The following is a 21,452-nucleotide window of genomic DNA, read 5'->3' as shown; positions in this document are numbered from 1 at the left end:
GGCAAGAGGTTGGCGGATGACTCAGAAGAACCTGCTCGAGGTCGATTGGAGCCAGATTCCCGCACCCGCCGACGACGGCGGCACCGCGCATCTCAAGGGCATGACCTTGCCTCCGGTCAGCCTGCTCGCGACCGACGATACGTCGGTGAATCTGTCAGCACTCTCCGGCCGGACCGTGGTGTTCGCCTATCCGCGCACCGGCGAGCCCGGCAAGATCGGACTGGTCGACGATTGGGACATGATCCCGGGCGCGCGCGGTTGCACGCCGCAGACTTGCGCGTTTCGTGATCTGTTTGCCGAGCTGAAAGCCGCCGGCGCCGCCCAGGTGTACGGCCTCTCGACCCAGAGCAACGCGTACCAGACCGAGATGGCATCGCGGCTGCACCTGCCGTTCCCCGTGCTGTCGGACGAGAAGCTGGCGCTGACGCGCGCCCTCAATCTGCCGACCATGGAGGTCGCTGCCCTGACCTTGATCAAGCGGCTTGCGCTGATCATCGACGACGCCAAGGTCACGCATGTGTTCTATCCGGTGTTTCCGCCCGACCGGAACGCTGGCGATGTCCTGGACTGGCTGAAGGCCAATCCAGCCGAGCCCTAGTCCAGGTCGGCCTTCACCTTCGCGAACACGCTGCGGAACATGTCCGTCGTCAGCACGCCGGTGTTCGTGTTGTAGCGCGAGCAATGATAGCTGTCGTAGAGCCTGAATGCGCCGGCCTGATGCACGGCGCCGTGGCCGAAGGGAGCTTGCGATGCCTTCAGGTTCAGCGGTTTGAGCACCGTGTCGTGCGCAATGCGTCCGAGCGCTACGATGGCGCGCAGCTTCGGCATCGACGCGAGGGTAGCCCCGAGGAACTGGCGGCAGGTGTTGATCTCGACCGGCAGCGGCTTGTTCTGCGGCGGAACGCAATGCACGGCATTGGCGATCCGGCAGTCGACCAGCTTCAGGCCGTCGTCGGGCCGCGCCTGATAGGTGCCCTTGGCGAAGCCGTATTCGAGCAGCGTGGCGTAGAGCAGGTCGCCGGCATAGTCGCCGGTGAAGGGGCGGCCGGTGCGGTTGGCGCCCTGCATGCCCGGCGCCAGGCCAACGATCAGGAGGCGCGCCTTGATGTCGCCGAAGGGGGGTACCGGGGCGTTGTGCCACAATGGCTCGCGCGCGCGGTTCGCCTCGCGAAAGGCGACCAGGCGCGGACAAAGCGGACAGTCACGGTCGGGGACGAGGGTGAGAGGCTGGCGGCTTGACCGGGCCGCCTCACTCCTCGAAGTCGTCATCGCCCCTCGGCGCCATCGTGGTCGCGCGCTGGAGGAACTGGGGGGCGTGATGGCGTCCCTCGCCACGCTCGCCGCGGTCACGCGGGGCGGGGCGTTCGGACGGGTCGCGGCCGAGCTTGGATTGCAGCTCGACGAGGTCGGTGAAGACGTCGGCCTGGCGGCGCAGCTCGTCGGCGATCATCGGCGGCTGGCTCGCGATGGTGGAGATCACGGTGACCCGGACGCCGCGGCGCTGGACGGCTTCGACCAGGGAGCGGAAGTCGCCGTCACCCGAGAACAGCACCATCTGGTCGATGTGCTCGGCGAGCTCCATGGCGTCCACGGCGAGCTCGATGTCCATGTTGCCCTTGACCTTGCGGCGGCCGGAGGCGTCGATGAACTCCTTGGTCGCCTTGGTGACGACCGTGTAGCCGTTGTAGTCGAGCCAGTCGATCAGCGGGCGGATCGAGGAGTACTCCTGATCCTCGATGATCGCGGTGTAGTAGAACGCCCGCAACAGCGTCCCGCGGCTCTGAAACTCCTTCAGCAGGCGCTTGTAGTCGATGTCGAAGCCGAGAGTTTTCGCCGTCGCGTAGAGATTGGCCCCATCGATGAAGAGCGCGATCTTGTTAGTGGCAGAAGGTGACATTCAGTTTGCTCGCGTAGCGTTCGTGATTGATCGTTTATTGTTGGCGCGGCGACAGCAAGCCGCGCAGGTCTATGGTGCCGCCGAAGCCCGTCGAAACCGCAAATCCGGAGAAGTCGTGGCAATCAAGGTATAGTTATGGCGGACCTGCATACGCCCGGTGCCACCCTCAATAGCAGCCCGGCAAACCACCCATCCCAGCCCCAATGTGGGGGTAGCAGAGCCGTTTGGCGAGGCCAAATCACAAATTGGCCTTGCGAAATCGCCCTGTCCCCTATAACTAGCCCCAATCATCCACATATTTCGTCCCACCCACAACGGAGCGACAGTCCATGGCTCGCGTCACCGTAGAAGATTGTATCGACAAGGTCGACAACCGGTTTGACCTGGTCCTGCTGGCCGCCCACCGGGCCCGCATGATTTCGTCCGGTTCACAACTAACGGTTGACCGCGATAACGACAAGAACCCCGTTGTGTCTTTGCGCGAAATTGCGGACGAAACCATCTCGCCGGAGGACCTCCGCGAGGAGCTGGTCCACTCGCTCCAGAAATTCGTCGAGGTCGACGAGCCCGAGCCCGATACGGTCCCGCTGATCGGTTCCGCCGGCGCCAGCGTCGATGCGGACGATACCGAAGTTGCCGTTGAGCGCATGACCGAAGAGGAGCTCCTGAAGGGCCTCGAGGGCCTCGCGCCGCCGGAAGAACAGCCCGAGGAGGACGAGTAATCGTCCCGTCGCAGTCGTCGATTTCTTGTGATCTTATCAGAGGCCCGAACCCGTGTTCGGGCCTTTGCTTTTGTTGGCGTTTTCGTGGTTACCATAGCGTTGCCGCATCGCGTTGCTTGCCTGTCACCGAATTGATCGGACGCACGCGCGATCGGGGCTAAGATGTATGCAACGGGCGGCTTATGGTCCGTTTGAAGGCAGGATGGCATGGTGTATCGGCGCCGGAGACAAACGCAGATGCTGGCCGCAACCGAATCGGTTGCCGTGGCCCCGACTGCGCCGGTGGGGCGCCCGGCCAAGCCTCGCGCGCGCATGATGCGTCAATACGACCTCGTCGAGCGCGTCAGGTCCTACAATCCCAATACCAACGAAGACCTGCTGAACCGCGCCTATGTCTACGCCATGAAGGCGCACGGCTCGCAGACCCGTGCCTCGGGCGATCCGTATTTCTCGCACCCGCTCGAAGTGGCGGCGATTCTCACCGATCTGAAGCTCGACGACGCCACCATCGTGGCTGCCCTGCTGCACGACACGATCGAGGACACCGAGGCGACGCGTGCCGAGATCGACCAGATCTTCGGGCCCGAGATCGGCGCGCTGGTCGAGGGCCTGACCAAGCTGAAGCGGCTGGAGCTGGTGTCGCGCGAGGCCAAGCAGGCCGAGAACCTGCGCAAATTGTTGCTGGCCATTGCCGACGATGTCCGCGTTCTGCTGGTCAAGCTCGCCGACCGCCTGCACAACATGCGTACGCTGGACTTCGTGCCGCCGGAGTCGCGACGGCGCATTGCCGAGGAGACGCTCGACATCTATGCGCCGCTGGCCGGCCGCATGGGCATGCAGGAAATGCGCGAGGAGCTGGAGGATTTGTCCTTCCGCACCCTCGATCCGGAAGCCTATTCGGTGGTGATGCAGCGGCTCGACGCGCTCGCCGAGCGCAACCGCAACCTGATCGGCGAAATCGAGGACCAGCTCTCCAACAATCTGCGCCACCGGGGCCTTGGCGCGCGGGTCTATGGCCGCCGCAAGAAGCCGTTCTCGATCTGGACCAAGATGGAACGCAAGTCGGTCGGCTTCGAGCAATTGTCCGACATCTTCGGCTTCCGCCTCGTCGTCAACGACATCGAGGCCTGCTATCGCGCGCTCGGCATCGTCCACACCAACTGGCCGGTCGTGCCCGGGCGTTTCAAGGACTACATCTCGACGCCGAAGCAGAACGACTACCGCTCGATCCACACCACGGTGATCGGCCCCGGCAACCAGCGCGTCGAGCTGCAGATCCGTACCGAGGCGATGGACCAGATCGCCGAGCGCGGCATCGCCGCACACGTGTTCTACAAGGAAGACGTGGGCTCGCCGACCGAGTTTCTCAAGCGCGAGTCCAATGCGTTCGCCTGGTTGCGCCACACCATCGGCATCCTCTCGGAGAGCGCCAACCCCGAGGAATTCCTCGAGCACACCAAGCTCGAGCTGTTCCACGACCAGGTGTTCTGCTTCACCCCGAAGGGCAAGCTGATCGCGCTGCCGCGCCATGCCAATGTGATCGACTTCGCCTATGCCGTGCATACCGACGTCGGCAACAGCGCCGTCGGCTGCAAGATCAACGGCCAGTTCGCGCCGCTGTCCTCGGAGCTCCAGAACGGCGACGAGGTCGAGGTGCTGACCTCGGAGGCGCAGGCGGCGCCGCCCTCGGCCTGGGAAACGCTCGCGGTCACCGGCAAGGCGCGCGCCGCGATCCGCCGCGCCACCAGGACCGCGGTGCGCGACCAATATGTCGGTCTCGGCCGGCGCATCGTCGAGCGCCTGTTCGAGCGCGCCAAGATCGAATACGCCGACGACAAGCTCAAGGGCGCGCTGCCGCGGCTGGCGCGCACCTCGATCGAGGACGTCATGGCGGCGGTCGGCCGCGGCGAGATCAAGGCCTCCCACGTCGCGCGTGCGATGTATCCCGACTACAAGGAGGAGCGCATCGCGCGCTACGGCGTCAAGAAGGGGCTCGCCGCCAAGCTCAGGGAGAAGTCGTCGGAGCCGCCGCGCAGCCCGGTCGCGATCCCGATCCGCGGCATCAATTCCGACCTGCCGGTGAAGTTCGCGCCGAACGGCGGCGCCGTGCCCGGGGACCGCATCGTCGGCATCGTCACGCCGGGCGAGGGGATCACGATCTACCCGATCCAGGCGCCGGCCCTGAAGGATTTCGAGGAGGAGCCGGAGCGCTGGCTCGACGTGCGCTGGGACATCGAGGATTCCGCCCCGCAGCGCTTCCCGGCCCGCATCAAGGTCGAGAACGTCAACGAGCCCGGCGCGCTGGCACAGATCGCGACCGTGATCGCCGAGCACGACGGCAACATCGACAACATCAGCATGCAGCGCCGCTCGCCCGATTTCACGGAGACGACGATCGACCTCGAGGTCTACGATCTCAAGCATCTGAGCGCGATCCTCGCCCAGTTGCGCGCCAAGGCGGTCGTGGCCCGTGTCGAACGTGTTAATGGATAGACGCCTTTCGTAGGCGTCCGTCCCCCCGATTTCGTGAGTCCTGAAATGCCCGCTTCTCCGCTCCGCCTCGGCGTCAATATCGACCACGTCGCAACCGTGCGTAATGCGCGCGGCGGCCGCCATCCCGATCCGGTGCGCGCCGCGCTGCTGGCGATCGAGGCCGGCGCCGACGGCATCACCGCGCATCTGCGCGAGGATCGCCGCCACATCCGCGACGAGGACATGGCGCGGCTGAAGGCCGAGATCTCCAAGCCGCTCAATTTCGAGATGGCGGCGACCGACGACATGATGCGGATCTCGCTTGCGACCAAGCCGCACGCGGTGTGTCTCGTGCCGGAGCGCCGCCAGGAGGTGACGACCGAAGGCGGCCTCGACGTGGTCGGCCAGCACAATGCGCTCGCGCCCTACATCGCACGGCTGAACGATGCGGGCATCCGGGTCTCGCTGTTCATCGCCGCGGACCCTGCGCAGATCGAGATGGCGGCGCGGCTGAAGGCGCCCGTGATCGAGATCCACACCGGCGCCTGGTGCGACGCCGTCGTCGACGGTCATACCGACAAGGCCGAGGCGGAGTGGAAGCGGATCGTGGCGGGGGTGAAGCTGGCGAAGCAAGCCGGGCTCGAAATCCATGCCGGCCACGGGCTCGACTACGCGACGGCGGAGACGATTGCGGCCCTGCCGGAGATCATGGAGCTCAACATCGGTTACTACATGATCGGCGAGGCGCTGTTCGTCGGGCTTGCCGAGACGGTGCGCAGCATGCGCGCGGCGATGGACCGCGGCCGGAGCCGGGCATGATCATCGGCATCGGCTCCGACCTGATCGACATCACCCGCGTCGGCAAGGTGATCGAGCGCCATGGCGAGCGGTTCCTCGACCGCATCTTCACCGCGGCCGAGCGGGCCAAGGCGGAGCGGCGCGCCAAGAGCGAGAAGATGGTGGTCGCGACCTACGCCAAGCGCTTCGCGGCCAAGGAGGCCTGCTCGAAGGCGCTAGGTACCGGCATCCGGAACGGTGTCTGGTGGCGCGACATGGGGGTGGTCAACCTGCCGGGAGGGCGGCCGACCATGCAGTTGACGGGCGGGGCGCTGGCCCGGCTCCAGGCCCTGACGCCCGAGGGGTTCGAGGCGAAAATCGACCTGTCGATCACCGACGACTGGCCGCTGGCGCAGGCCTTCGTCATCATTTCCGCGGTGCCGCTGGCCAAGCCCTGACCGTCGGCGGGCTGTTTTTATAATTCACATTAAAAATCAATGTCTTATGCAGTTTTGATGCGATCCTTGATTGCGTGGCCCCCGACAACCGTCTAAAAGTCCGCGAACGCAAATCAGGCTGGGCGAATTCGGCTTTACGCCGGAATTGGCCCTCATTATCAGAATCAGGACAATCTCCTTGGGCCGCGAAGCGATGGGCTGTTCGCGGAGGAGGGCGCTCTGTGACCGCCGGCCGGAATTGAGAGAGCAATGAGCGTGACCTCGGGAACGAAAACTGAAAGCGGCGTCGGCGAAACGATCCGCGTCGTGATCCATGCTCTCCTGATCGCGCTCGTGATCCGCACGTTCCTGTTCCAGCCGTTCAACATCCCGTCCGGTTCGATGAAGGCGACGCTGCTGGTCGGCGACTATCTGTTCGTCTCGAAATATTCCTACGGCTATAGCCACTACTCGATCCCGTTCTCGCCGCCGCTGTTCTCGGGGCGGATCTGGGGCTCGGACCCGAACCGCGGCGACATCGTGGTGTTCCGCCTGCCGAAGGACGACTCCACCGACTACATCAAGCGCGTCATCGGCCTTCCCGGCGACCGCATCCAGATGAAGGATGGGCTGCTCTACATCAACGACACTCCGGTCGAGCGGCAGCGCATGAGCGAATTTGTCGGCGAGGATCCCTGCGGCTCCGAAGGCGGGGGCATCTCGCGGGTGAAGCGCTGGAAGGAAACGCTGCCGAACGGCGTGTCCTATGAGACGCTGGACTGCGCCGACAACGGCTACATGGACAACACCAACGTCTACAACGTGCCGCCGGGCCATTTCTTCATGATGGGCGACAACCGTGACAACTCCACCGACAGCCGTTTCCTCGGCCAGGTCGGCTACGTGCCGCAGGAGAATTTGATCGGCCGCGCCCAGATGATCTTCTTCTCCATCGCCGAAGGCGAACATGCCTGGATGTTCTGGCGCTGGCCTTGGGCGGTGCGCTGGAACCGTTTCTTCAAAATCGTCCGATGAAAGACGAAGCCAAGGACATCCCGATCCAATCGACCGAGCCCGCGGCGGGCGCCGACGGCGAAGCTGCGACCAAGACGCTTGCGACCAAGACGCCTGAAGCCAAGAGACCTGAAACCAAGACGCCTGCAAAGAAGAAGCGGGTGCGCAGCAGCAAGGCCAAGGGCTCGGATGCGAACGCGGCGCTCGAGGCGCGCATCGGCCACAGCTTTGCCGATCCGAATCTGCTGATGCAGGCGATCACGCATGTCTCGGCGCTGAAGTCCGGGCGCAAGCGCGGCGACAGCTATCAGCGGCTGGAATTCCTGGGTGACCATGTGCTGGGGCTCGTCGTCTCCGACATGCTCTATCACGCCTTCCCGAATGCTGATGAGGGCGAGCTGTCCAAGCGACTTGCCGAACTGGTGCGCAAGGAGAGCTGCGCCGACGTTGCCAAGTCGCTCGGTCTGCTCGACGACGTCAAGCTCGGTTCGGTCGGGCCGAGCGCCGATGCCCGCCTGCGCAAGAGCGTGCTCGGCGACATCTGCGAGGCCGTGATCGGCGCCGTCTTCCTCGACGGTGGCTACGCGGCGGCGGCGGAATTCGTCAGGCGCAACTGGACCGAACGCATGCACAAGCCGCGGCGTCCCTTGCGCGATCCCAAGACCGTGCTGCAGGAATGGGCGCAGGGGAAGGGGCTGCCGACGCCTGTCTACCGCGAGGTCGAGCGCACCGGCCCGCATCACGATCCGCAGTTCCGCGTCGCGGTGGATCTGCCGGGATTGGCGTCGGCCGAAGGCATCGGTGGCAGCAAGCGTGCAGCGGAGAAGGTGGCGGCCTCAGTGATGATCGAACGTGAAGGTGTTGGCGGCGGCAATGACGGCTGAAGCAAGCGGCGAAGCGCCCTCCGCAACGCGCTGCGGCTTCGTTGCGCTGATCGGCGCGCCGAATGTCGGAAAATCCACACTGGTCAATGCGCTGGTCGGGGCCAAGGTCACGATCGTCTCGCGCAAGGTGCAGACCACGCGCGCGCTGATCCGCGGCATCGTCATCGAGGACAACGCGCAGATCATCCTGGTCGACACGCCCGGCATCTTCCTGCCCAAGCGCAGGCTCGACCGCGCCATGGTCTCGACGGCCTGGAGCGGGGCGCACGACGCCGACCTCGTCTGTGTGCTGCTCGACGCCAAGGCCGGGATTGATGAAGAGGCCGAGGCGATCCTCACCAAGGTCGCCAGCGTCAAGCACGAGAAGATCTTGGTCATCAACAAGGTCGATCTGGTCCAGCGCGAGAAGCTGCTGGCGCTGGCGCAGGCCGCCAACGAGCGCATGGCCTTTGCAAAGACCTTCATGATCGCGGCGATCTCGGGCGACGGCGTCGACGACCTCAGGCATACGCTGGCCGAAATCGTGCCGCCGGGCCCGTTCCTCTACCCCGAAGACCAGATGTCGGACGCGCCGATGCGGCAGCTTGCGGCCGAGATCACGCGCGAGAAGATCTATCGCAAGCTGCACCAGGAATTGCCCTACCAATCCACGGTCGAGACCGACAAGTGGGAGGAGCGCAAGGACAAGTCGGTGCGCATCGAGCAGACGATCTTCGTCGAGCGCGAGAGCCAGCGCAAGATCGTGCTGGGCGCAGGCGGCGCCACCATCAAGTCGATCGGCGCGGACTCGCGCAAGGAGATCGGCGAGATCCTGGGCGTGCCGGTGCACCTGTTCCTGTTCGTCAAGGTGCGCGAAAACTGGGGCGACGATCCCGATCGCTATCGCGAGATGGGCCTGGAATTTCCCAAAGAATAACCAAGAAAAGATCGGTCACCGATGAGCGTACCCAGCAACGTCCGGCGCTTCGAAGCGCTGCTCTATGCGTCATTGATGCTGGATGCCCTGTCGGTCGCGGTGCAGGACCGCACGCCCAATGCCGAGATGACCGAGCAGATGATCATGATGGCGACCATGCTCGCCGGCGGCATGATCCTGCTGCTGGTCTATTTCGTCTGGTTGGCTGCGCGTTGGCGCAAGAACTGGCCGCGCTGGGTGCTGGCGGCGGCCCTCGTGCTGTCCGTGATCTCGCTCGGCCAGATCATCGGCGAGAAGGGCCTGGAGCTCGACAGCGTCATCGAGATCGTCTCCTGCGTGTTGACGGCGATGGGGCTGTATTTCTCGTTCAGCGGCGACGCCCAGGGCTGGTTCAACGCCTAACGTCTTGCGCGATGCCGTAGGGTGGGCAAAGGCGCGCCTTTGCGCGCCGTGCCCACCATAATCGCGCTGCGGATCAAATTGGTGGGCACGCTTCGCTTTGCCCGTCCTACGATCACCTGAAATGCGATAAGCTCCGTTCCATGGAATGGACCGACGAAGGCATCGTGCTGGGCGTGCGGCGGCATGGCGAGAGCAGCGCCATCGTCGAGCTGCTGACGCGTGCGCACGGCCGGCATCTCGGCCTCGTGCGCGGTGGCGCCGGTTCGCGGATGCGGCCGCTCTTGCAGCCCGGCAACAGCGTCAGCGTCGTGTGGCGGGCGCGGCTCGACGAGCATCTCGGCACCTATGCGGTTGAGGGCCTCAAGCTACGCGCGGCGACGCTGCTGGGATCCGCCCACGGGGTCTATGGCGTCACCCATCTCGCCTCGATTGCGCGGCTGCTGCCGGAGCGCGATCCGCACGAAGACATCTTTGCGATGCTCGAACATTCGCTCGATGATTTCGACGATATCGGCAGTGCCGCCGTGCACCTCATCCATTTCGAGCTGGCGATGCTCGCCGAGCTCGGCTTCGGGCTCGCGCTGGAAAATTGCGCGGTGACCGGCGAGACCACGGACCTGATCTATGTCTCGCCGAAATCCGGCGGCGCGGTGTCGCGCGGGGCCGGCGAACCGTGGCGCGACCGGCTGTTGCGCCTGCCGCCGTTCCTGCGTCGTGGCGAGGCCGCGAGCGACCTCACCGACCAGGATCTCCAGGACGGCTTCCGGCTCACCGGCCTGTTCCTGCTGCGCCATGTGCTGGAGCCGCGCGGCCAGGGCCATTCCGACGCGCGCGCCGGCTTCATCAATGCGCTGACGCGGCAGCAGGCGAATGTGGCCATTCCGGCGCCATGACCTGAGAGCGCTTCTGCCCTGTCGCCAGACATGGAAGTTCCCCGGGAACGAAATCCGCCTGGTCGAATTGGCCCTCGCAGGGTTCCACAACGGGGACAGCCAAAAATGTTGATCAAGGGATTCGCCGTGTCGGCGGCGTTGCTTGCGTTCGCGCCTGACGCCGTGGCTGGCGAGCCGCAACCGGGTGTCTTTCGCCGGGCATCCTGCACCGTGATCCGGTATTACGTGGCGAAATATTCCGCTGCGGCCGCAGAGAGTTGGGCGCGGTCCAAGGGGGCAACGGAGGCCGAAATCGAGGTCGCCCGGCGTTGCCTGACGAATGCGCCGGTCACCGCGCAAGCCAAGACCCAGCTGCCAGTGACCGCCGGCTGGGCAGGGCAATAGCCGCCCACAGGGAACCAATCGATCCTTGCCCGATTCGCTTCCACGGTTTAACCGGGCGGCATGGGAAAACGATTGATTCCGCCGGAGGAACCGGCCGAAATTCACGAGGTGCCGCTGCGTGAGGCGCTGGAAGAGCGCTATCTCGCCTATGCGCTCTCCACCATCATGCACCGCGCGCTGCCGGATGCGCGCGACGGTCTGAAGCCGGTGCACCGGCGCATCCTCTACGGCATGCGCCTGCTCCGGCTCGACCCCGGCACGGCGTTCAAGAAATCCGCCAAGATCGTCGGCGACGTGATGGGCTCGTTCCATCCGCATGGCGACCAGGCGATCTACGACGCCATGGTACGCCTCGCGCAGGATTTCTCCTCGCGCTACCCGCTGGTCGACGGCCAAGGCAATTTTGGCAATATCGACGGCGATAACCCGGCTGCCTACCGCTACACCGAAGCGCGCATGACCGACGTCGCGCGGCTTCTGCTCGACGGCATCGACGAGGACGGCGTCGAGTTCCGGCCCAACTACGACGGCCAGTCGAAAGAGCCGGTCGTGCTGCCCGGCGGCTTCCCGAACCTGCTCGCCAACGGCGCACAGGGCATCGCGGTCGGCATGGCGACCTCGATCCCGCCGCACAACGCCGCCGAGCTCTGCGACGCCGCGCTGCATCTGATCGAGAAGCCCGACGCGAAATCCAGGGCGCTGCTGAAGTGGGTGAAGGGCCCGGATTTCCCGACCGGCGGCATCTGCGTCGATTCCAAGCAGGCGATCGCTGAAGCCTACACGACCGGTCGCGGCTCGTTCCGTGTTCGCGCTCGATGGGAGCAGGAAGAGGGTACGCGCGGTACCTGGGTCGTCGTCGTCACCGAGATTCCCTTCCTGGTGCAGAAGTCGCGCCTGATCGAGAAGGTCGCCGAGCTGCTGGACCAGAAGAAGCTGCCGCTGGTCGGCGACATCAGGGACGAGTCGGCCGAAGACGTCCGCATCGTGATCGAGCCGAAGTCGAAGAACGTCGATCCCGCCCTGATGATGGAATCGTTGTTCCGGCTGACCGAGCTCGAAAACAAGATTCCGCTGAACCTCAACGTGCTGATCAAGGGCCGCATCCCCAAGGTCGTGGGGCTCGCGGAGTGCCTGCGCGAATGGCTCGACCATCTGCGCGACGTCCTGATCCGCCGGACCAACTTCCGCAAGACGCAGATCGAGCACCGGCTCGAAGTTCTGGGCGGTTTGTTGATCGCGTACTTGAACCTCGATGAGGTGATCAGGATCATCCGCACCGTGGACGAGCCGAAGCCGGCGCTGATCAAGGCGTTCAAGCTTACCGAGGTGCAGGCCGAAGCCATCCTGAACATGCGCCTGCGCTCCTTGCGCAAGCTCGAGGAAATGGAGATCCGCACCGAGGACAAGAACCTCCGCGCCGAGCTCAAGGGCATCAACGCGGTGCTCGCCTCGGAGCCGGAGCAGTGGAAGAAGGTCGGCGAGCAGGTCGGCAAGGTCCGCGACATGTTCGGACCGAAGACGCCGCTCGGCAAGCGCCGCACCACCTTTGCGGACGCGCCCGAGCACGACCTCGCCGCGATGGAGGAAGCCCTCGTCGAGCGCGAGCCGGTGACGGTCGTGGTCTCCGACAAGGGCTGGATCCGTACCATGAAGGGCCATGTCGAGGATCTCTCGGGGCTGGCCTTCAAGCAGGACGACAAGCTCGGTTTTGCCTTCTTCGCGGAGACGACCTCGAAGCTGCTGCTGTTCGCCACCAACGGCAAATTCTACTCGCTCGATGTCGCAAAGCTTCCGGGCGGTCGCGGCCATGGCGAGCCGATCCGTCTGTTCATCGACCTCGAGCAGGAGGCCGCCCCCGTTGCGCTGTTCGTCAACAAGGGCGGGCGCAAATTTCTGGTCGCGAGCCACGAGGGCCAGGGCTTCGTCGTCAACGAGGACGATTGCGTCGGCACGACCAAGAAAGGCAAGCAGGTCCTCAACGTCGACATGCCGAACGAGGCGCGCACGGTCACCGAGGTGATCGGCGACACCGTCGCGGTCATCGGCGAGAACCGCAAGATGCTGATCTTCCCGCTCGACCAAGTGCCGGAGATGGCCCGCGGTCGCGGCGTGCGCCTGCAGAAGTACAAGGACGGTGGCCTCTCGGACATCGCCGTGTTCGAGGCCAAGGCGGGCCTGACCTGGAAGGACTCCGCTGGCCGCGAATTCTCCGCGACCATGAAGGAGCTCGCGGAGTGGCAAGGCACCCGCGCGGATGCCGGCCGCCTGCCGCCGAAGGGTTTCCCGAAGTCGAACAAGTTCGGCAACGTGATCGGGTAAGCAGGCTCGTGTCCCGGACGCGCTGCAGCGTGAAACGCTGCTGCGCAGAGCCGGGACGCCACAACACAGGTGTCATGCCCCGGCTTGACCGGGGCATGAAGTACGCCACGGCTTCTCGGTTTCATCACGCCCCTCTCTGGAATACTGGATCGCCCGCCTCTGTGCGCAAGTGCGCACTAGGCGGGCGATGACAGCGAGTGTGGCGCAAACGCTTGGCAGATAGGCGTGAGCGCATAAGTGCCTGCGTCGATCGGGCACGAACATTGCTTTTTCTTTGCCTGCAAATGAACTCTCAAGAAGAAGCAAAAGACACAATGTTCAAACTGAAGGCTTTCATCCCCGCGCTGTTCGGCCTCGCGCTGGTCGCGGCGCCCGCGCATGCGGCGGGCAATCTCGTTGCGGTGCTCGAGGCGGAGATCGTCACGCTCGATCCGCATTTTTCCACGGCCTACATTTCGCGGACGTTTGGCTACATGGTGTTCGACACGCTCTTTGCGAAAGACTCCAAGGGCGACATCAAGCCGCAGATGGTGCAGGACTGGAAAGTCTCATCCGACGGATTGACCTATACGTTCACGCTGCGCGATGGCCTGAAATGGCATGACGGCCAGCCGGTCACGGCGGCCGATTGCGTGGCGTCGCTGCGCCGCTGGGGCACCCGCAGCGCGCTCGGCCGTCGGATCTTCGCGATCACGGCCTCGCTCGAGCCGACGGACGCGAAAACCTTCGTGCTGACGCTGAAGGAGCCGTCCGGCCTCGTGATCGATGCGCTCGGCAATCCCGTCAGCCCGGTCGCCTTCATGATGCCCGAGCGCATCGCGAAAACACCCGGCGACCAGCGCATCACGGAGATCATCGGCTCCGGCCCGTTCGTCTACAGCAAGGCCGATCACCGCACCGGCGATCGCATGATCCTGAAGAAATTCGCCGACTATGTGCCGCGCCCCGAGCCCGCCGATTTTCTCGCCGGCGGCAAGCGCGTCGGCATCGACACGCTCGAGATCCGCGTCATCCCTGATGGTGCGACCGCCGCGTCCGCGCTGCAGGCCGGCGAGGTCGACTTCATGCAATATGCGCCGTTCGATCTGTTGCCGCAGCTGGAAAAGAATTCCCGCGTCAAGCTGGTCAATTTCACCGGTGGCAACATGTTCGCCGGCGCCTATCGTCTCAACGCCGCATCGAAGCCGTTTGATGATCCGGAAATTCGTCGCGTGCTGTGGAAGCTGGTCGACCAGCGCGAGGTGCTGGATGCGCTCGGGCTCGATGCCAAATACGCCGCTCCCTGTGCGACGTTCTTCACCTGCGGCACCACCTATGAGAGCAAGGCGGGCACGGAAGCGGCCGCGAAGACGTCGATTGAAGCCGCGAAAGCCGCGTTGAAGGCGACCAAATATGCCGGCGAGCCCGTGGTCGTCATGGAAGCCAACGACCTCGAGGCCCCGCGCGTCTCGGCGCAGGTGCTGGCTGAGCGGCTGAAGCAGGCCGGGTTCAACGTCGATCTCCAGGTGATGGACTGGGCGAGCGTGCTGGCGCGCCGCGCCAAGAAGGAGGGCTGGAGCGTCTATGGCGTCCACGCCGGCGGTTTTGACCTGGGCTCGCCGCTGACCAACGTCATGGTCGCCTTCAACTGCGCCGACTTCACCGGCTGGCAGTGCGATGCGCGCATCACGCCGCTGATGGAAGCCTTCGCCAAGGCGCCTGCCGAGGAGGATCGCAAGAAGATCGCCGGCGAGATTCAGAGCGTCATGTACGATCAGGCGCCCGCGATCCCGTGGGGCCAGTTTGCGCAGCCGGCGGCCTATCGCGCCACCCTGCGTGGTCTGATACCGTCCGCCATCCCGGTGTTCTGGAACGTTGAGAAGTAACGCGATGTACGATGTCATTGTTGTCGGCGGCGGCTCCGCCGGCGCCGCTGTTGCGGCGCGGCTTTCCGAGGATCCCGCACGGCGTGTCCTGCTGCTCGAGGCGGGGCTGGACTGGCGCGCCGACGAGGCGCCCTGGGAGGTGATGACGCCAAATCCGATCCCGATCATCCACAAGCGCGAGTACCAGGAGAAATGGCAATGGCCCGATCTTCTGACGCGCCGGGTGGCCGGGCAGGAGCCGCGCTTCTACTGGCGCGGCAAGGGGCTTGGCGGCTCGTCGATGATGAACGGCCAGATTGCCATCCGCGGCGTCGCCGACGCGTTCGACGAATGGGCGGCCAATGGCTCCACCGGCTGGTCGGCCAAGGACGTGATGCCGCTGTTCTCGGTGATCGAGGATGATTTGGAATTTGGTGACGCCCCGGGCCATGGAAGCGGCGGACCGCTGCCGGTCTATCGCGCTCCGCCCGAGAAGTGGGGCCCGATCGATCGTGGCCTGCGCGATGCGGCGCTGGCGAGCGGCTATCCCTGGTGCGCCGACCTCAACGGTCCTGACGGTGAGGGCGTCGCCTGTTATCCCATCAACAGCCGCGACAGCCGCCGCATCACGACCAACGAGGGCTATCTCGAGCCGGCGCGCGGCCGGGCCAATCTCGAGATTCGCGGGCACGCGCTGGTCGATCGCGTGCTGATCAGCGACGGCCGGGCGACCGGCCTTCGTGTTCACATCGAAGGGCAGGGCACCCACGAGATCAGCGCGCGCCAGATCGTGCTCTGCGCCGGCGCCATCCACAGTCCGGCGATCCTGCTGCGTTCGGGCATCGGACCGGCGGATGAGCTGAAGGCGATGGGGATCGCGGTCGAGCGCGATCTGCCGGTCGGCCGCCACTTCTTCGACCACCCGCTGTTTCGCGCCACGATCCAGCTCCACGAAAACCTGCGGCCGACCGATCCGGACACCCGCCACACCAATTGCTGCGTGACCTATTCCTCCGGCCTCGCCGATGGCGGCAAGCGCGACATGATCCTGATCGCGTTCAACCACCGCGGCATCGGCGTGCCCGGAGCGATCGGCGCCGGTCTGTTCAACGCCTATTCGCGCGGCACGCTCAAGCTGGCCTCGACCGATCCATCCGTCGATCCCATCGTCGAGGAGAACATGCTCGCCGATCCCCGCGACATGCTGCGGATGAAGGATGCGGTGAAACGGCTGGCCGTGATCACCTCGCAGCCGGCGCTTTCAGGCATTGCCGACTGGATCAGGCTGACCGACACCGATCTGACGCTGCCGCAAGCTGCGGCCTTGCCGGATCACGAGCTCGATGCGCTGCTGCGGCGAGAGACCGGAGACATCCAGCATGCCGCCGGCAGCTGCCGCATGAGCGGCGTTAACGACGCTGACGGCGTGGTCAACCCTGATGGCACGGTGAAAGGCATAAGCGGCCTGCGCGTCGCAGACGCATCGATCATGCCGTCCGATTGCCGCGCCAACACCCACTTCACGACGGTGGTGATCGGCGAGGCGATTGCGCGGATGATGATGCGTTAGCGCTAGAAGTGATAGTTCACGCCTGCCGTCACGGCGTGAATGCGATCCTTCAGGCTGAAGATGTTGACGGTCGTGCCGGCCCCATTGCTCAACAGCGCGCTGTGGTCGCCGAAGTCGTAATAGTCGTACTCGAAAACCGCGGACCAATGCGGCGCGAACGCCCAGTCGACGCCGGTGCCGGCGGTCCAGCCGGTTCGGGTGCTGGCTCCGCTGGGATTGACGGGGACGCCACCAGCGGGCGTGAAGGCATCGTCAAGCTTTTCACGCGTCCAGGCGCCGCCGCCCCGGACGAACACCAGCCAGCGATCAGCGAACGCGTAGCCGAGCCGCGCGGTGGCCGAGGCCAGGAAGTCGTTGCTCATCGTGAACTGGCTGGGGACGACGACGCCGGTCACGAGGTTTCTGACGGTGCCGGCGTGCGAGTTGCGGAGGCTGCTCCAGGCCGCACGGCCTTCGGCACCCACGACCCATCTGGTCGCAAATTGATAGTCGCAGCCGACCTGTCCGCCCCCAACGAAGCCTGTTGAACTGAAGGAGACAGAGTTTCCAAGCGAGTTGGTGGTCCGGTCGTCGCTGACGACACCGCCGACGTGTGCGCCGACATAGCAACCGGTCCAGGTGAAGGGGATAGGCGCGAGGGGAGGTGCCTTCACCGCCAGATCAGCCGCCAGGGCCGCGCTGGAAAATCCCACTGCCAAAAGCCCGCCCACCCAAGCGACCGCGAAACGCCCCATGTCAGTCCCCATTCCCGCCTGCGACAACTTGGCACATGTCTGCCAGAAATGCCGCTGCTCGGGAAAGTGCAATTCGCATGATGTGCACAATTTGGGGTAGAGCCGTGGCGCAAATGTCACGCTCGGATCCGATGCACGCGGCGAGCATGACGGCTCGTTGACGTCGATGCTGATTTTACCTGGTGCCATCGAAGGTGAACCACTTCACAGCGGTCACAGCGGGGTCGTGCTAGCATTCGACAGTGCTGGCTGACCCAGCACCATGGCCGGAGTTCGGCTCAAATTACGCCATGCCCGATAAGCGCTGGCGGTTCGCATTTTCAGACGCTGTTCCCGCAATGAAGGGAGGTCTGGCAATGAGCGACACTCCAAAACCCGTGCCCGCCGACGAGTCGGCTCAGGCGGACCTTGCAGATTCTGAAGCTCCGGCGCCCGCATCCGGATTCGCCAAACGGCTGGAATCGTTCTTCGAGGTGATTCCATTTCTTGGCGGCGTTTTCATCGTGGTCCTCAGCGTGGAGCCGCTCCGCAATTTCATCTGGGACTCACGCCAGGTGATCATCCCGATCGTGGTGTTCGCCGCTGTCGTCATCCCGACGATCTTGCTGATGCCGATCGGGCAGCGATGGCTGAGAGAGAGCAAGGCGTCCACACGTGCGGGGCTCTTCATATTCTTCATGCTGGTGCTGGTGTCGATCGTGGCCATTGTTGCCTCGCTCGGCAAATTCTACCAGTACACGGTGCTGCGCGGCGTGTTCCTGGCCGTGGTGTGCCTGCTGCCCGGCGCAATGTGGTATCTCTTCGTCGGAACGCGCAAGGCGAGCCTGCTGAACGAATACCTGGTCAATCTCGATCGTCTGGGGCTGTTGCGCCAGGTGCGGAACGAGGATGCGGCGATCCGGGGACGTCGCGTTCAGGGGTATCTTCAGAAGTTCGAAGCCATCTATGGCGAGCTTGCGCCGAACGTCTATGCGGATGTGCTGAGCGGCCGTCTCGGCAAATATTCAAGGGCGGATACCGGCGGCGTGACGACACTCTCGACTGCGACGGTCCCGGTCTTGCTCGCCACGGTGCTGATTTCGCTCGGCTGGTTTGTCACGCTGCCGCCGTATCAGGCCGACGTTGTCTTCACCGTGAGTCCGGGCGTGCAGGCGCTGACGCCGTCGGGCACGCCGGTCCAGCTCGCGTTCCTCGGCGCCTATTTCTTCTCGCTCCAGATGCTGTTTCGCCGCTACGTCCTGGAGGATCTCGGTGGCAGCGCCTATGTCGCGGTGTCGCTGCGCATCATTCTGGCCGTCATCGGGATCTGGACCTTCACGGCTGTGTCTAGCGCGAACGACCATCTGCTTCTGCTCGCCGGCTTCGTCTTCGGCGTATTCCCGCGCGTGCTCTGGCAGGTCGTGGAGCAGATGTTCAAGAAGGCGGCGGGCCTCATCTTGCCGAGCATGGTCTCGCAATTGCCGATCAGCGATCTCGATGGTCTCACCGTCTGGCACGAGGTCAGGCTCGAGGAGGAGGACATCGAGAACGTCCCGAATATGGCGACTGCCGACATCGTCGAGCTCCTGCTCAACACGCGCCTTCCGCCGGAGCGGATCATCGACTGGACCGACCAGGCCATCCTCTACACGCAGCTTGGGCCGCAGCCCAAGCCGAAGGAAGGAGGCAGCGCACGCGAAAAGCTACGCACGCACGGTATCCGCACGGCGAGCTCGCTGCTGTGGGCTTCGTGGCAGGCGCGACTCCAGGGAAGGTCCGAGGAGTTCGATCGGATTTTGCAGGGGGCCGATGGCGCCAGCGCGATGCCGGCGCTGGAGGACTCGCTCCGCACCAATTCGAATCTCGATCTGATCGAGCAGTGGCGCGGCACCTGCGATGCCGCGCAGCGTCCCTCGGCGCAGCCGGGCGCGGAGCAACCGTCGCGCCTGCTCGAGCCGCGCGACGGAGAGTTCGACCCCGGTCGCGCGGCTGCCGCGGCCTAGATCAGGCCCACCAGCCTTAGCACCACGCCCGCGGCGCAGCTGCCGGCGAGCACGGTGAGCATGCCGAGCTTGAAGCGGAAGATCGCGGTCGCGGCCGCGATCGACAGCAGCAGCGCCGGGACGTCAACGCTCGTCAGCACCGGCCGGTCGAAGGACAGCGGGAAGGCGTGCACCGGCACGGTCTCGCGGAACAGCGTGTGCAGCGCGAACCAGATCGAGAGGTTAAGGATCACGCCGACGACGGCGGCGGTGATCGCGCTGAGTGCACCGGCGAGGCCCGTGTTGCCGCGCAGGCGCTCGATATAGGGGGCGCCGACGAAGATCCAGAGGAAGCAGGGCGTGAACGTGACCCAGGTCGCAAGCAATCCGCCAAGCGTCGCTGCAAGCATCGGCGACAGGCCGCTTGGATCGCGATAGGCGGCCATGAAGCCAACGAACTGAAGCACCATGATCAACGGGCCGGGCGTGGTCTCGGCCATGCCGAGACCGTCGAGCATCTCGTGCGGCTTCAGCCAGTGATAATGCTCGACTGCCTGTTGCGCAACATACGCCAGCACCGCATAAGCGCCGCCGAACGTGACCAGCGCCATCTTCGAGAAGAACAGCGCGATCTGGCTGAACACGCTGGCTTGACCAAGAATCAAAAGCAGCGCGATCACCGGCACCAGCCAGAGCGCGAGCCAGAGCGCACCGACGCGGATCGCGCGCGCGGTGTCGGGGCGCACATGCTCGGGAACGGCTTCGCCGAGCATGCTGTCGATCACGGCGGTGCTGCCGCCGGGACCGTGAGCCGCCGGGGCAAACTCCGGACGGCCGGCCCGCGCGCCGACATATCCGATCACGCCGGCGGCGATGATGATGATCGGGAAGGGGACCGCGAAGAAGAAGATCGCGACGAAGGCGATTGCGGCGAGCGCAATCATGATGCGGTTCTTCAGCGCGCGCTTGCCGACGCGCACCACAGCCTCGAGGACGATGGTGAGCACGGCGGCCTTGAGCCCAAAGAACAGCGCCTCGACGAAGCTGACATTGCCGAAAGCCGCGTAGATGTAGCTGAGGCCCATGATCGCGATGATGCCGGGCAGGATGAACAGCCCGCCCGCCATCAGCCCGCCGGCGGTGCGATGCATCAGCCAGCCGACATAGGTTGCAAGCTGCTGCGCCTCCGGTCCGGGCAGGAGCATGCAGTAGTTCAGCGCATGCAGGAATCGGCCTTCGGAGATCCAGTTCTTCTCCTCGACCAGGATGCGATGCATGACCGCGATCTGGCCCGCGGGGCCGCCAAAGCTCAGGCAGGCGACGCGGAGCCAGACGCGGAAGGCTTCGCCGAAGCTGATGCCGTGACCGGCATCAGCTCCCGTTTGATTGGCGCGGGTGTCCATCACGCCTTCACCTTGTTGGTCGGCCAGTTGTGGGTCTCGGCCGTCGCGTCGCGGCACCAGCGGTAGAAGGCATCGTAGAGCGTCATGCCGGCTTCGACCTGTTCAAGATCGTCGTCGTACATCCGCGACAGCCCGAGCGAGGCCGCGAGCAGGCCGGGCGCTTCCGGCGCGAGGTCGGGCCGCGCGGTGTCGGCGCCACGGACCAGCGTGGCGAGCCGCAGCAGGGGCGGCGTTGCAATCCCGAACTCCTCGATCATCACGTCGAAGGTGCAGAGCTCGCCGCGGTGGCTCCAGAACACGTTCTCGATGTCGAAGGGCGCCGCGTTGAAACGCTCGCCCACGGCGACGACCTCGGACGGCGCGACATACAGGAACACCGCGTTGGGATCGACGAAGCGGCGGATCAGCCAGGGGCAGGCGATGCGATCGACCTTCGGTCGCGCCCGCGTCACCCAGACGGTGCGGCCCTTGGCGTCGCGCGGCGGCAGCTTGCGGGTGTCGAGCAGCGGCAGCTTTGCCGCCTTCCAGCCCTCGAACCCCCCCTCCAGCGTCTCGGCCGCCACGCCGAGCTGGCGAAGCCAGGCCGCCGTGCCCTGCGCGAGCTTTTCGCCCCGGAAGCACGAGACGATCGCGGAACGGCCCGCGAAGTCGCCGCCCCAGTCCGGAACATTCTCGTGGCTGAACTTGATCGAGCCGGGGATCAGTCGCGGGTCTGCGGCAAAATCCTCGTCCGTGCGCACGTCAATCAGGGCAGGGGCGTTCGCCGTGCCGATCAGCCGTGCCAATTTGTCAGATGATATCGTTGTGTAGGAAGACATGATGC

At 65.0% G+C, this 21,452-nt stretch carries 20 protein-coding genes; 15 read left to right on the top strand and 5 right to left on the bottom strand.

Translation table 11 applies throughout. The features are described from left to right. Positions 1 to 16 precede the first annotated feature (16 nt). Positions 17 to 598, top strand: a complete 582-nt coding sequence (locus IVB46_RS21660) for a peroxiredoxin (protein ID WP_247310020.1) — start codon at positions 17 to 19, stop codon at positions 596 to 598. Here IVB46_RS21660 and IVB46_RS21655 read toward each other — a convergent pair. Together IVB46_RS21655 and IVB46_RS21650 are read right to left on the bottom strand one after the other, a co-directional pair. After that, on the bottom strand, positions 595 to 1,269 hold the full coding sequence (locus IVB46_RS21655) for a uracil-DNA glycosylase (protein ID WP_063982832.1): 675 nt from the start codon (positions 1,267 to 1,269) through the stop codon (positions 595 to 597). The two genes, IVB46_RS21660 and IVB46_RS21655, sit on opposite strands and share 4 nt — an antisense overlap. After that, a complete protein-coding gene (locus IVB46_RS21650) occupies positions 1,250 to 1,897 on the bottom strand; it encodes an NYN domain-containing protein (RefSeq protein ID WP_014494741.1) in 648 nt (215 codons plus the stop codon). The genes IVB46_RS21655 and IVB46_RS21650 overlap by 20 nt, the downstream gene beginning before the upstream one ends. Before the next feature lie 329 nt (positions 1,898 to 2,226). On the opposite strand from IVB46_RS21650, the gene rpoZ reads away from it, so the two are divergent. The 13 genes from rpoZ (at position 2,227) to IVB46_RS21585 (ending at position 16,531) form a co-directional block, all read left to right on the top strand. Beyond that, a complete protein-coding gene (rpoZ, locus tag IVB46_RS21645; RefSeq protein ID WP_014494742.1) occupies positions 2,227 to 2,619 on the top strand; it encodes a DNA-directed RNA polymerase subunit omega in 393 nt (130 codons plus the stop codon). A gap of 207 nt (positions 2,620 to 2,826) precedes the next feature. After that, positions 2,827 to 5,112, top strand: a complete 2,286-nt coding sequence (locus IVB46_RS21640; RefSeq protein WP_071913178.1) for a bifunctional (p)ppGpp synthetase/guanosine-3',5'-bis(diphosphate) 3'-pyrophosphohydrolase — start codon at positions 2,827 to 2,829, stop codon at positions 5,110 to 5,112. Positions 5,113 to 5,157: 45 nt separating this feature from the next. After that, positions 5,158 to 5,910 carry a pyridoxine 5'-phosphate synthase gene (locus IVB46_RS21635; RefSeq protein WP_247302103.1) on the top strand — a complete coding sequence of 251 codons (753 nt, stop codon included), beginning with the start codon at positions 5,158 to 5,160 and terminating at the stop codon, positions 5,908 to 5,910. After that, complete coding sequence (acpS, locus tag IVB46_RS21630; RefSeq protein ID WP_014494745.1) at positions 5,907 to 6,326, top strand: holo-ACP synthase; 420 nt, start codon at positions 5,907 to 5,909, stop codon at positions 6,324 to 6,326. Before IVB46_RS21635 ends, acpS begins: the two co-directional genes overlap by 4 nt. A gap of 249 nt (positions 6,327 to 6,575) precedes the next feature. Further along, entirely contained in the window at positions 6,576 to 7,340 is a 765-nt protein-coding gene (gene lepB / locus IVB46_RS21625; protein WP_014494746.1) for a signal peptidase I, read from the top strand. Continuing rightward, entirely contained in the window at positions 7,337 to 8,203 is an 867-nt protein-coding gene (gene rnc / locus IVB46_RS21620) for a ribonuclease III (RefSeq protein ID WP_247343422.1), read from the top strand. Before lepB ends, rnc begins: the two co-directional genes overlap by 4 nt. Beyond that, positions 8,193 to 9,119, top strand: coding sequence for a GTPase Era (gene era / locus IVB46_RS21615; RefSeq protein ID WP_085399877.1), 927 nt, complete (start codon positions 8,193 to 8,195; stop codon positions 9,117 to 9,119). Before rnc ends, era begins: the two co-directional genes overlap by 11 nt. Positions 9,120 to 9,140: 21 nt before the next feature. Continuing rightward, on the top strand, positions 9,141 to 9,521 hold the full coding sequence (locus IVB46_RS21610; RefSeq protein ID WP_028150631.1) for a hypothetical protein: 381 nt from the start codon (positions 9,141 to 9,143) through the stop codon (positions 9,519 to 9,521). A gap of 140 nt (positions 9,522 to 9,661) precedes the next feature. Further along, complete coding sequence (recO, locus tag IVB46_RS21605; RefSeq protein WP_247343418.1) at positions 9,662 to 10,414, top strand: DNA repair protein RecO; 753 nt, start codon at positions 9,662 to 9,664, stop codon at positions 10,412 to 10,414. A 105-nt stretch (positions 10,415 to 10,519) separates the two neighbouring features. Further along, the gene (locus IVB46_RS21600; protein WP_247302095.1) at positions 10,520 to 10,798 is read left to right on the top strand and encodes a hypothetical protein; all 279 of its coding nucleotides are present in this window, start codon (positions 10,520 to 10,522) and stop codon (positions 10,796 to 10,798) included. A gap of 60 nt (positions 10,799 to 10,858) precedes the next feature. Beyond that, the gene (gene parC, locus IVB46_RS21595) at positions 10,859 to 13,117 is read left to right on the top strand and encodes a DNA topoisomerase IV subunit A (protein WP_247302091.1); all 2,259 of its coding nucleotides are present in this window, start codon (positions 10,859 to 10,861) and stop codon (positions 13,115 to 13,117) included. Positions 13,118 to 13,431: 314 nt separating this feature from the next. Then, positions 13,432 to 14,982, top strand: a complete 1,551-nt coding sequence (locus tag IVB46_RS21590) for an ABC transporter substrate-binding protein (protein ID WP_247302088.1) — start codon at positions 13,432 to 13,434, stop codon at positions 14,980 to 14,982. A gap of 4 nt (positions 14,983 to 14,986) precedes the next feature. Then, the gene (locus IVB46_RS21585; RefSeq protein ID WP_247302085.1) at positions 14,987 to 16,531 is read left to right on the top strand and encodes a GMC family oxidoreductase N-terminal domain-containing protein; all 1,545 of its coding nucleotides are present in this window, start codon (positions 14,987 to 14,989) and stop codon (positions 16,529 to 16,531) included. Positions 16,532 to 16,533: 2 nt separating this feature from the next. Here IVB46_RS21585 and IVB46_RS21580 read toward each other — a convergent pair whose 3' ends face one another. Continuing rightward, positions 16,534 to 17,265, bottom strand: coding sequence for an outer membrane beta-barrel protein (locus IVB46_RS21580; RefSeq protein ID WP_247302082.1), 732 nt, complete (start codon positions 17,263 to 17,265; stop codon positions 16,534 to 16,536). A 356-nt stretch (positions 17,266 to 17,621) separates the two neighbouring features. Between IVB46_RS21580 and IVB46_RS21575 the strand changes: the two genes are divergently transcribed. Continuing rightward, positions 17,622 to 19,247, top strand: a complete 1,626-nt coding sequence (locus IVB46_RS21575) for a hypothetical protein (RefSeq protein WP_144030670.1) — start codon at positions 17,622 to 17,624, stop codon at positions 19,245 to 19,247. Here the strand turns inward: IVB46_RS21575 and chrA are convergent. Together chrA and IVB46_RS21565 are read right to left on the bottom strand one after the other, a co-directional pair. After that, the gene (gene chrA / locus IVB46_RS21570; RefSeq protein ID WP_247302111.1) at positions 19,244 to 20,629 is read right to left on the bottom strand and encodes a chromate efflux transporter; all 1,386 of its coding nucleotides are present in this window, start codon (positions 20,627 to 20,629) and stop codon (positions 19,244 to 19,246) included. The genes IVB46_RS21575 and chrA overlap by 4 nt on opposite strands. Further along, on the bottom strand, positions 20,629 to 21,447 hold the full coding sequence (locus IVB46_RS21565) for a chromate resistance protein ChrB domain-containing protein (protein ID WP_247302079.1): 819 nt from the start codon (positions 21,445 to 21,447) through the stop codon (positions 20,629 to 20,631). The genes chrA and IVB46_RS21565 overlap by 1 nt, the downstream gene beginning before the upstream one ends. Positions 21,448 to 21,452 lie beyond the last annotated feature (5 nt).

The sequence above is a fragment of the Bradyrhizobium sp. 61 genome, assembly GCF_023073075.1.
GTDB lineage: Bacteria > Pseudomonadota > Alphaproteobacteria > Rhizobiales > Xanthobacteraceae > Bradyrhizobium > Bradyrhizobium barranii.
This window is presented reverse-complemented; position numbering and strand designations above follow the sequence as displayed.

What these genes read in the sequence shown, in the direction of transcription:
- IVB46_RS21650 (WP_014494741.1), bottom strand. Translation starts at nt 1,897, where the DNA reads ATGTCACCTTCTGCCACTAACAAGATCGCGCTCTTCATCGATGGGGCC.
- IVB46_RS21580 (WP_247302082.1), bottom strand. Translation starts at nt 17,265, where the DNA reads ATGGGGCGTTTCGCGGTCGCTTGGGTGGGCGGGCTTTTGGCAGTGGGA.
- recO (WP_247343418.1), top strand. Translation starts at nt 9,662, where the DNA reads ATGGAATGGACCGACGAAGGCATCGTGCTGGGCGTGCGGCGGCATGGC.
- IVB46_RS21600 (WP_247302095.1), top strand. Translation starts at nt 10,520, where the DNA reads ATGTTGATCAAGGGATTCGCCGTGTCGGCGGCGTTGCTTGCGTTCGCG.
- IVB46_RS21610 (WP_028150631.1), top strand. Translation starts at nt 9,141, where the DNA reads ATGAGCGTACCCAGCAACGTCCGGCGCTTCGAAGCGCTGCTCTATGCG.
- parC (WP_247302091.1), top strand. Translation starts at nt 10,859, where the DNA reads ATGGGAAAACGATTGATTCCGCCGGAGGAACCGGCCGAAATTCACGAG.
- IVB46_RS21565 (WP_247302079.1), bottom strand. Translation starts at nt 21,447, where the DNA reads ATGTCTTCCTACACAACGATATCATCTGACAAATTGGCACGGCTGATC.
- rpoZ (WP_014494742.1), top strand. Translation starts at nt 2,227, where the DNA reads ATGGCTCGCGTCACCGTAGAAGATTGTATCGACAAGGTCGACAACCGG.
- era (WP_085399877.1), top strand. Translation starts at nt 8,193, where the DNA reads ATGACGGCTGAAGCAAGCGGCGAAGCGCCCTCCGCAACGCGCTGCGGC.
- IVB46_RS21660 (WP_247310020.1), top strand. Translation starts at nt 17, where the DNA reads ATGACTCAGAAGAACCTGCTCGAGGTCGATTGGAGCCAGATTCCCGCA.
- IVB46_RS21640 (WP_071913178.1), top strand. Translation starts at nt 2,827, where the DNA reads ATGGTGTATCGGCGCCGGAGACAAACGCAGATGCTGGCCGCAACCGAA.
- IVB46_RS21655 (WP_063982832.1), bottom strand. Translation starts at nt 1,269, where the DNA reads ATGACGACTTCGAGGAGTGAGGCGGCCCGGTCAAGCCGCCAGCCTCTC.
- IVB46_RS21635 (WP_247302103.1), top strand. Translation starts at nt 5,158, where the DNA reads ATGCCCGCTTCTCCGCTCCGCCTCGGCGTCAATATCGACCACGTCGCA.
- rnc (WP_247343422.1), top strand. Translation starts at nt 7,337, where the DNA reads ATGAAAGACGAAGCCAAGGACATCCCGATCCAATCGACCGAGCCCGCG.
- acpS (WP_014494745.1), top strand. Translation starts at nt 5,907, where the DNA reads ATGATCATCGGCATCGGCTCCGACCTGATCGACATCACCCGCGTCGGC.
- chrA (WP_247302111.1), bottom strand. Translation starts at nt 20,629, where the DNA reads ATGGACACCCGCGCCAATCAAACGGGAGCTGATGCCGGTCACGGCATC.
- lepB (WP_014494746.1), top strand. Translation starts at nt 6,576, where the DNA reads ATGAGCGTGACCTCGGGAACGAAAACTGAAAGCGGCGTCGGCGAAACG.
- IVB46_RS21575 (WP_144030670.1), top strand. Translation starts at nt 17,622, where the DNA reads ATGAGCGACACTCCAAAACCCGTGCCCGCCGACGAGTCGGCTCAGGCG.
- IVB46_RS21585 (WP_247302085.1), top strand. Translation starts at nt 14,987, where the DNA reads ATGTACGATGTCATTGTTGTCGGCGGCGGCTCCGCCGGCGCCGCTGTT.
- IVB46_RS21590 (WP_247302088.1), top strand. Translation starts at nt 13,432, where the DNA reads ATGTTCAAACTGAAGGCTTTCATCCCCGCGCTGTTCGGCCTCGCGCTG.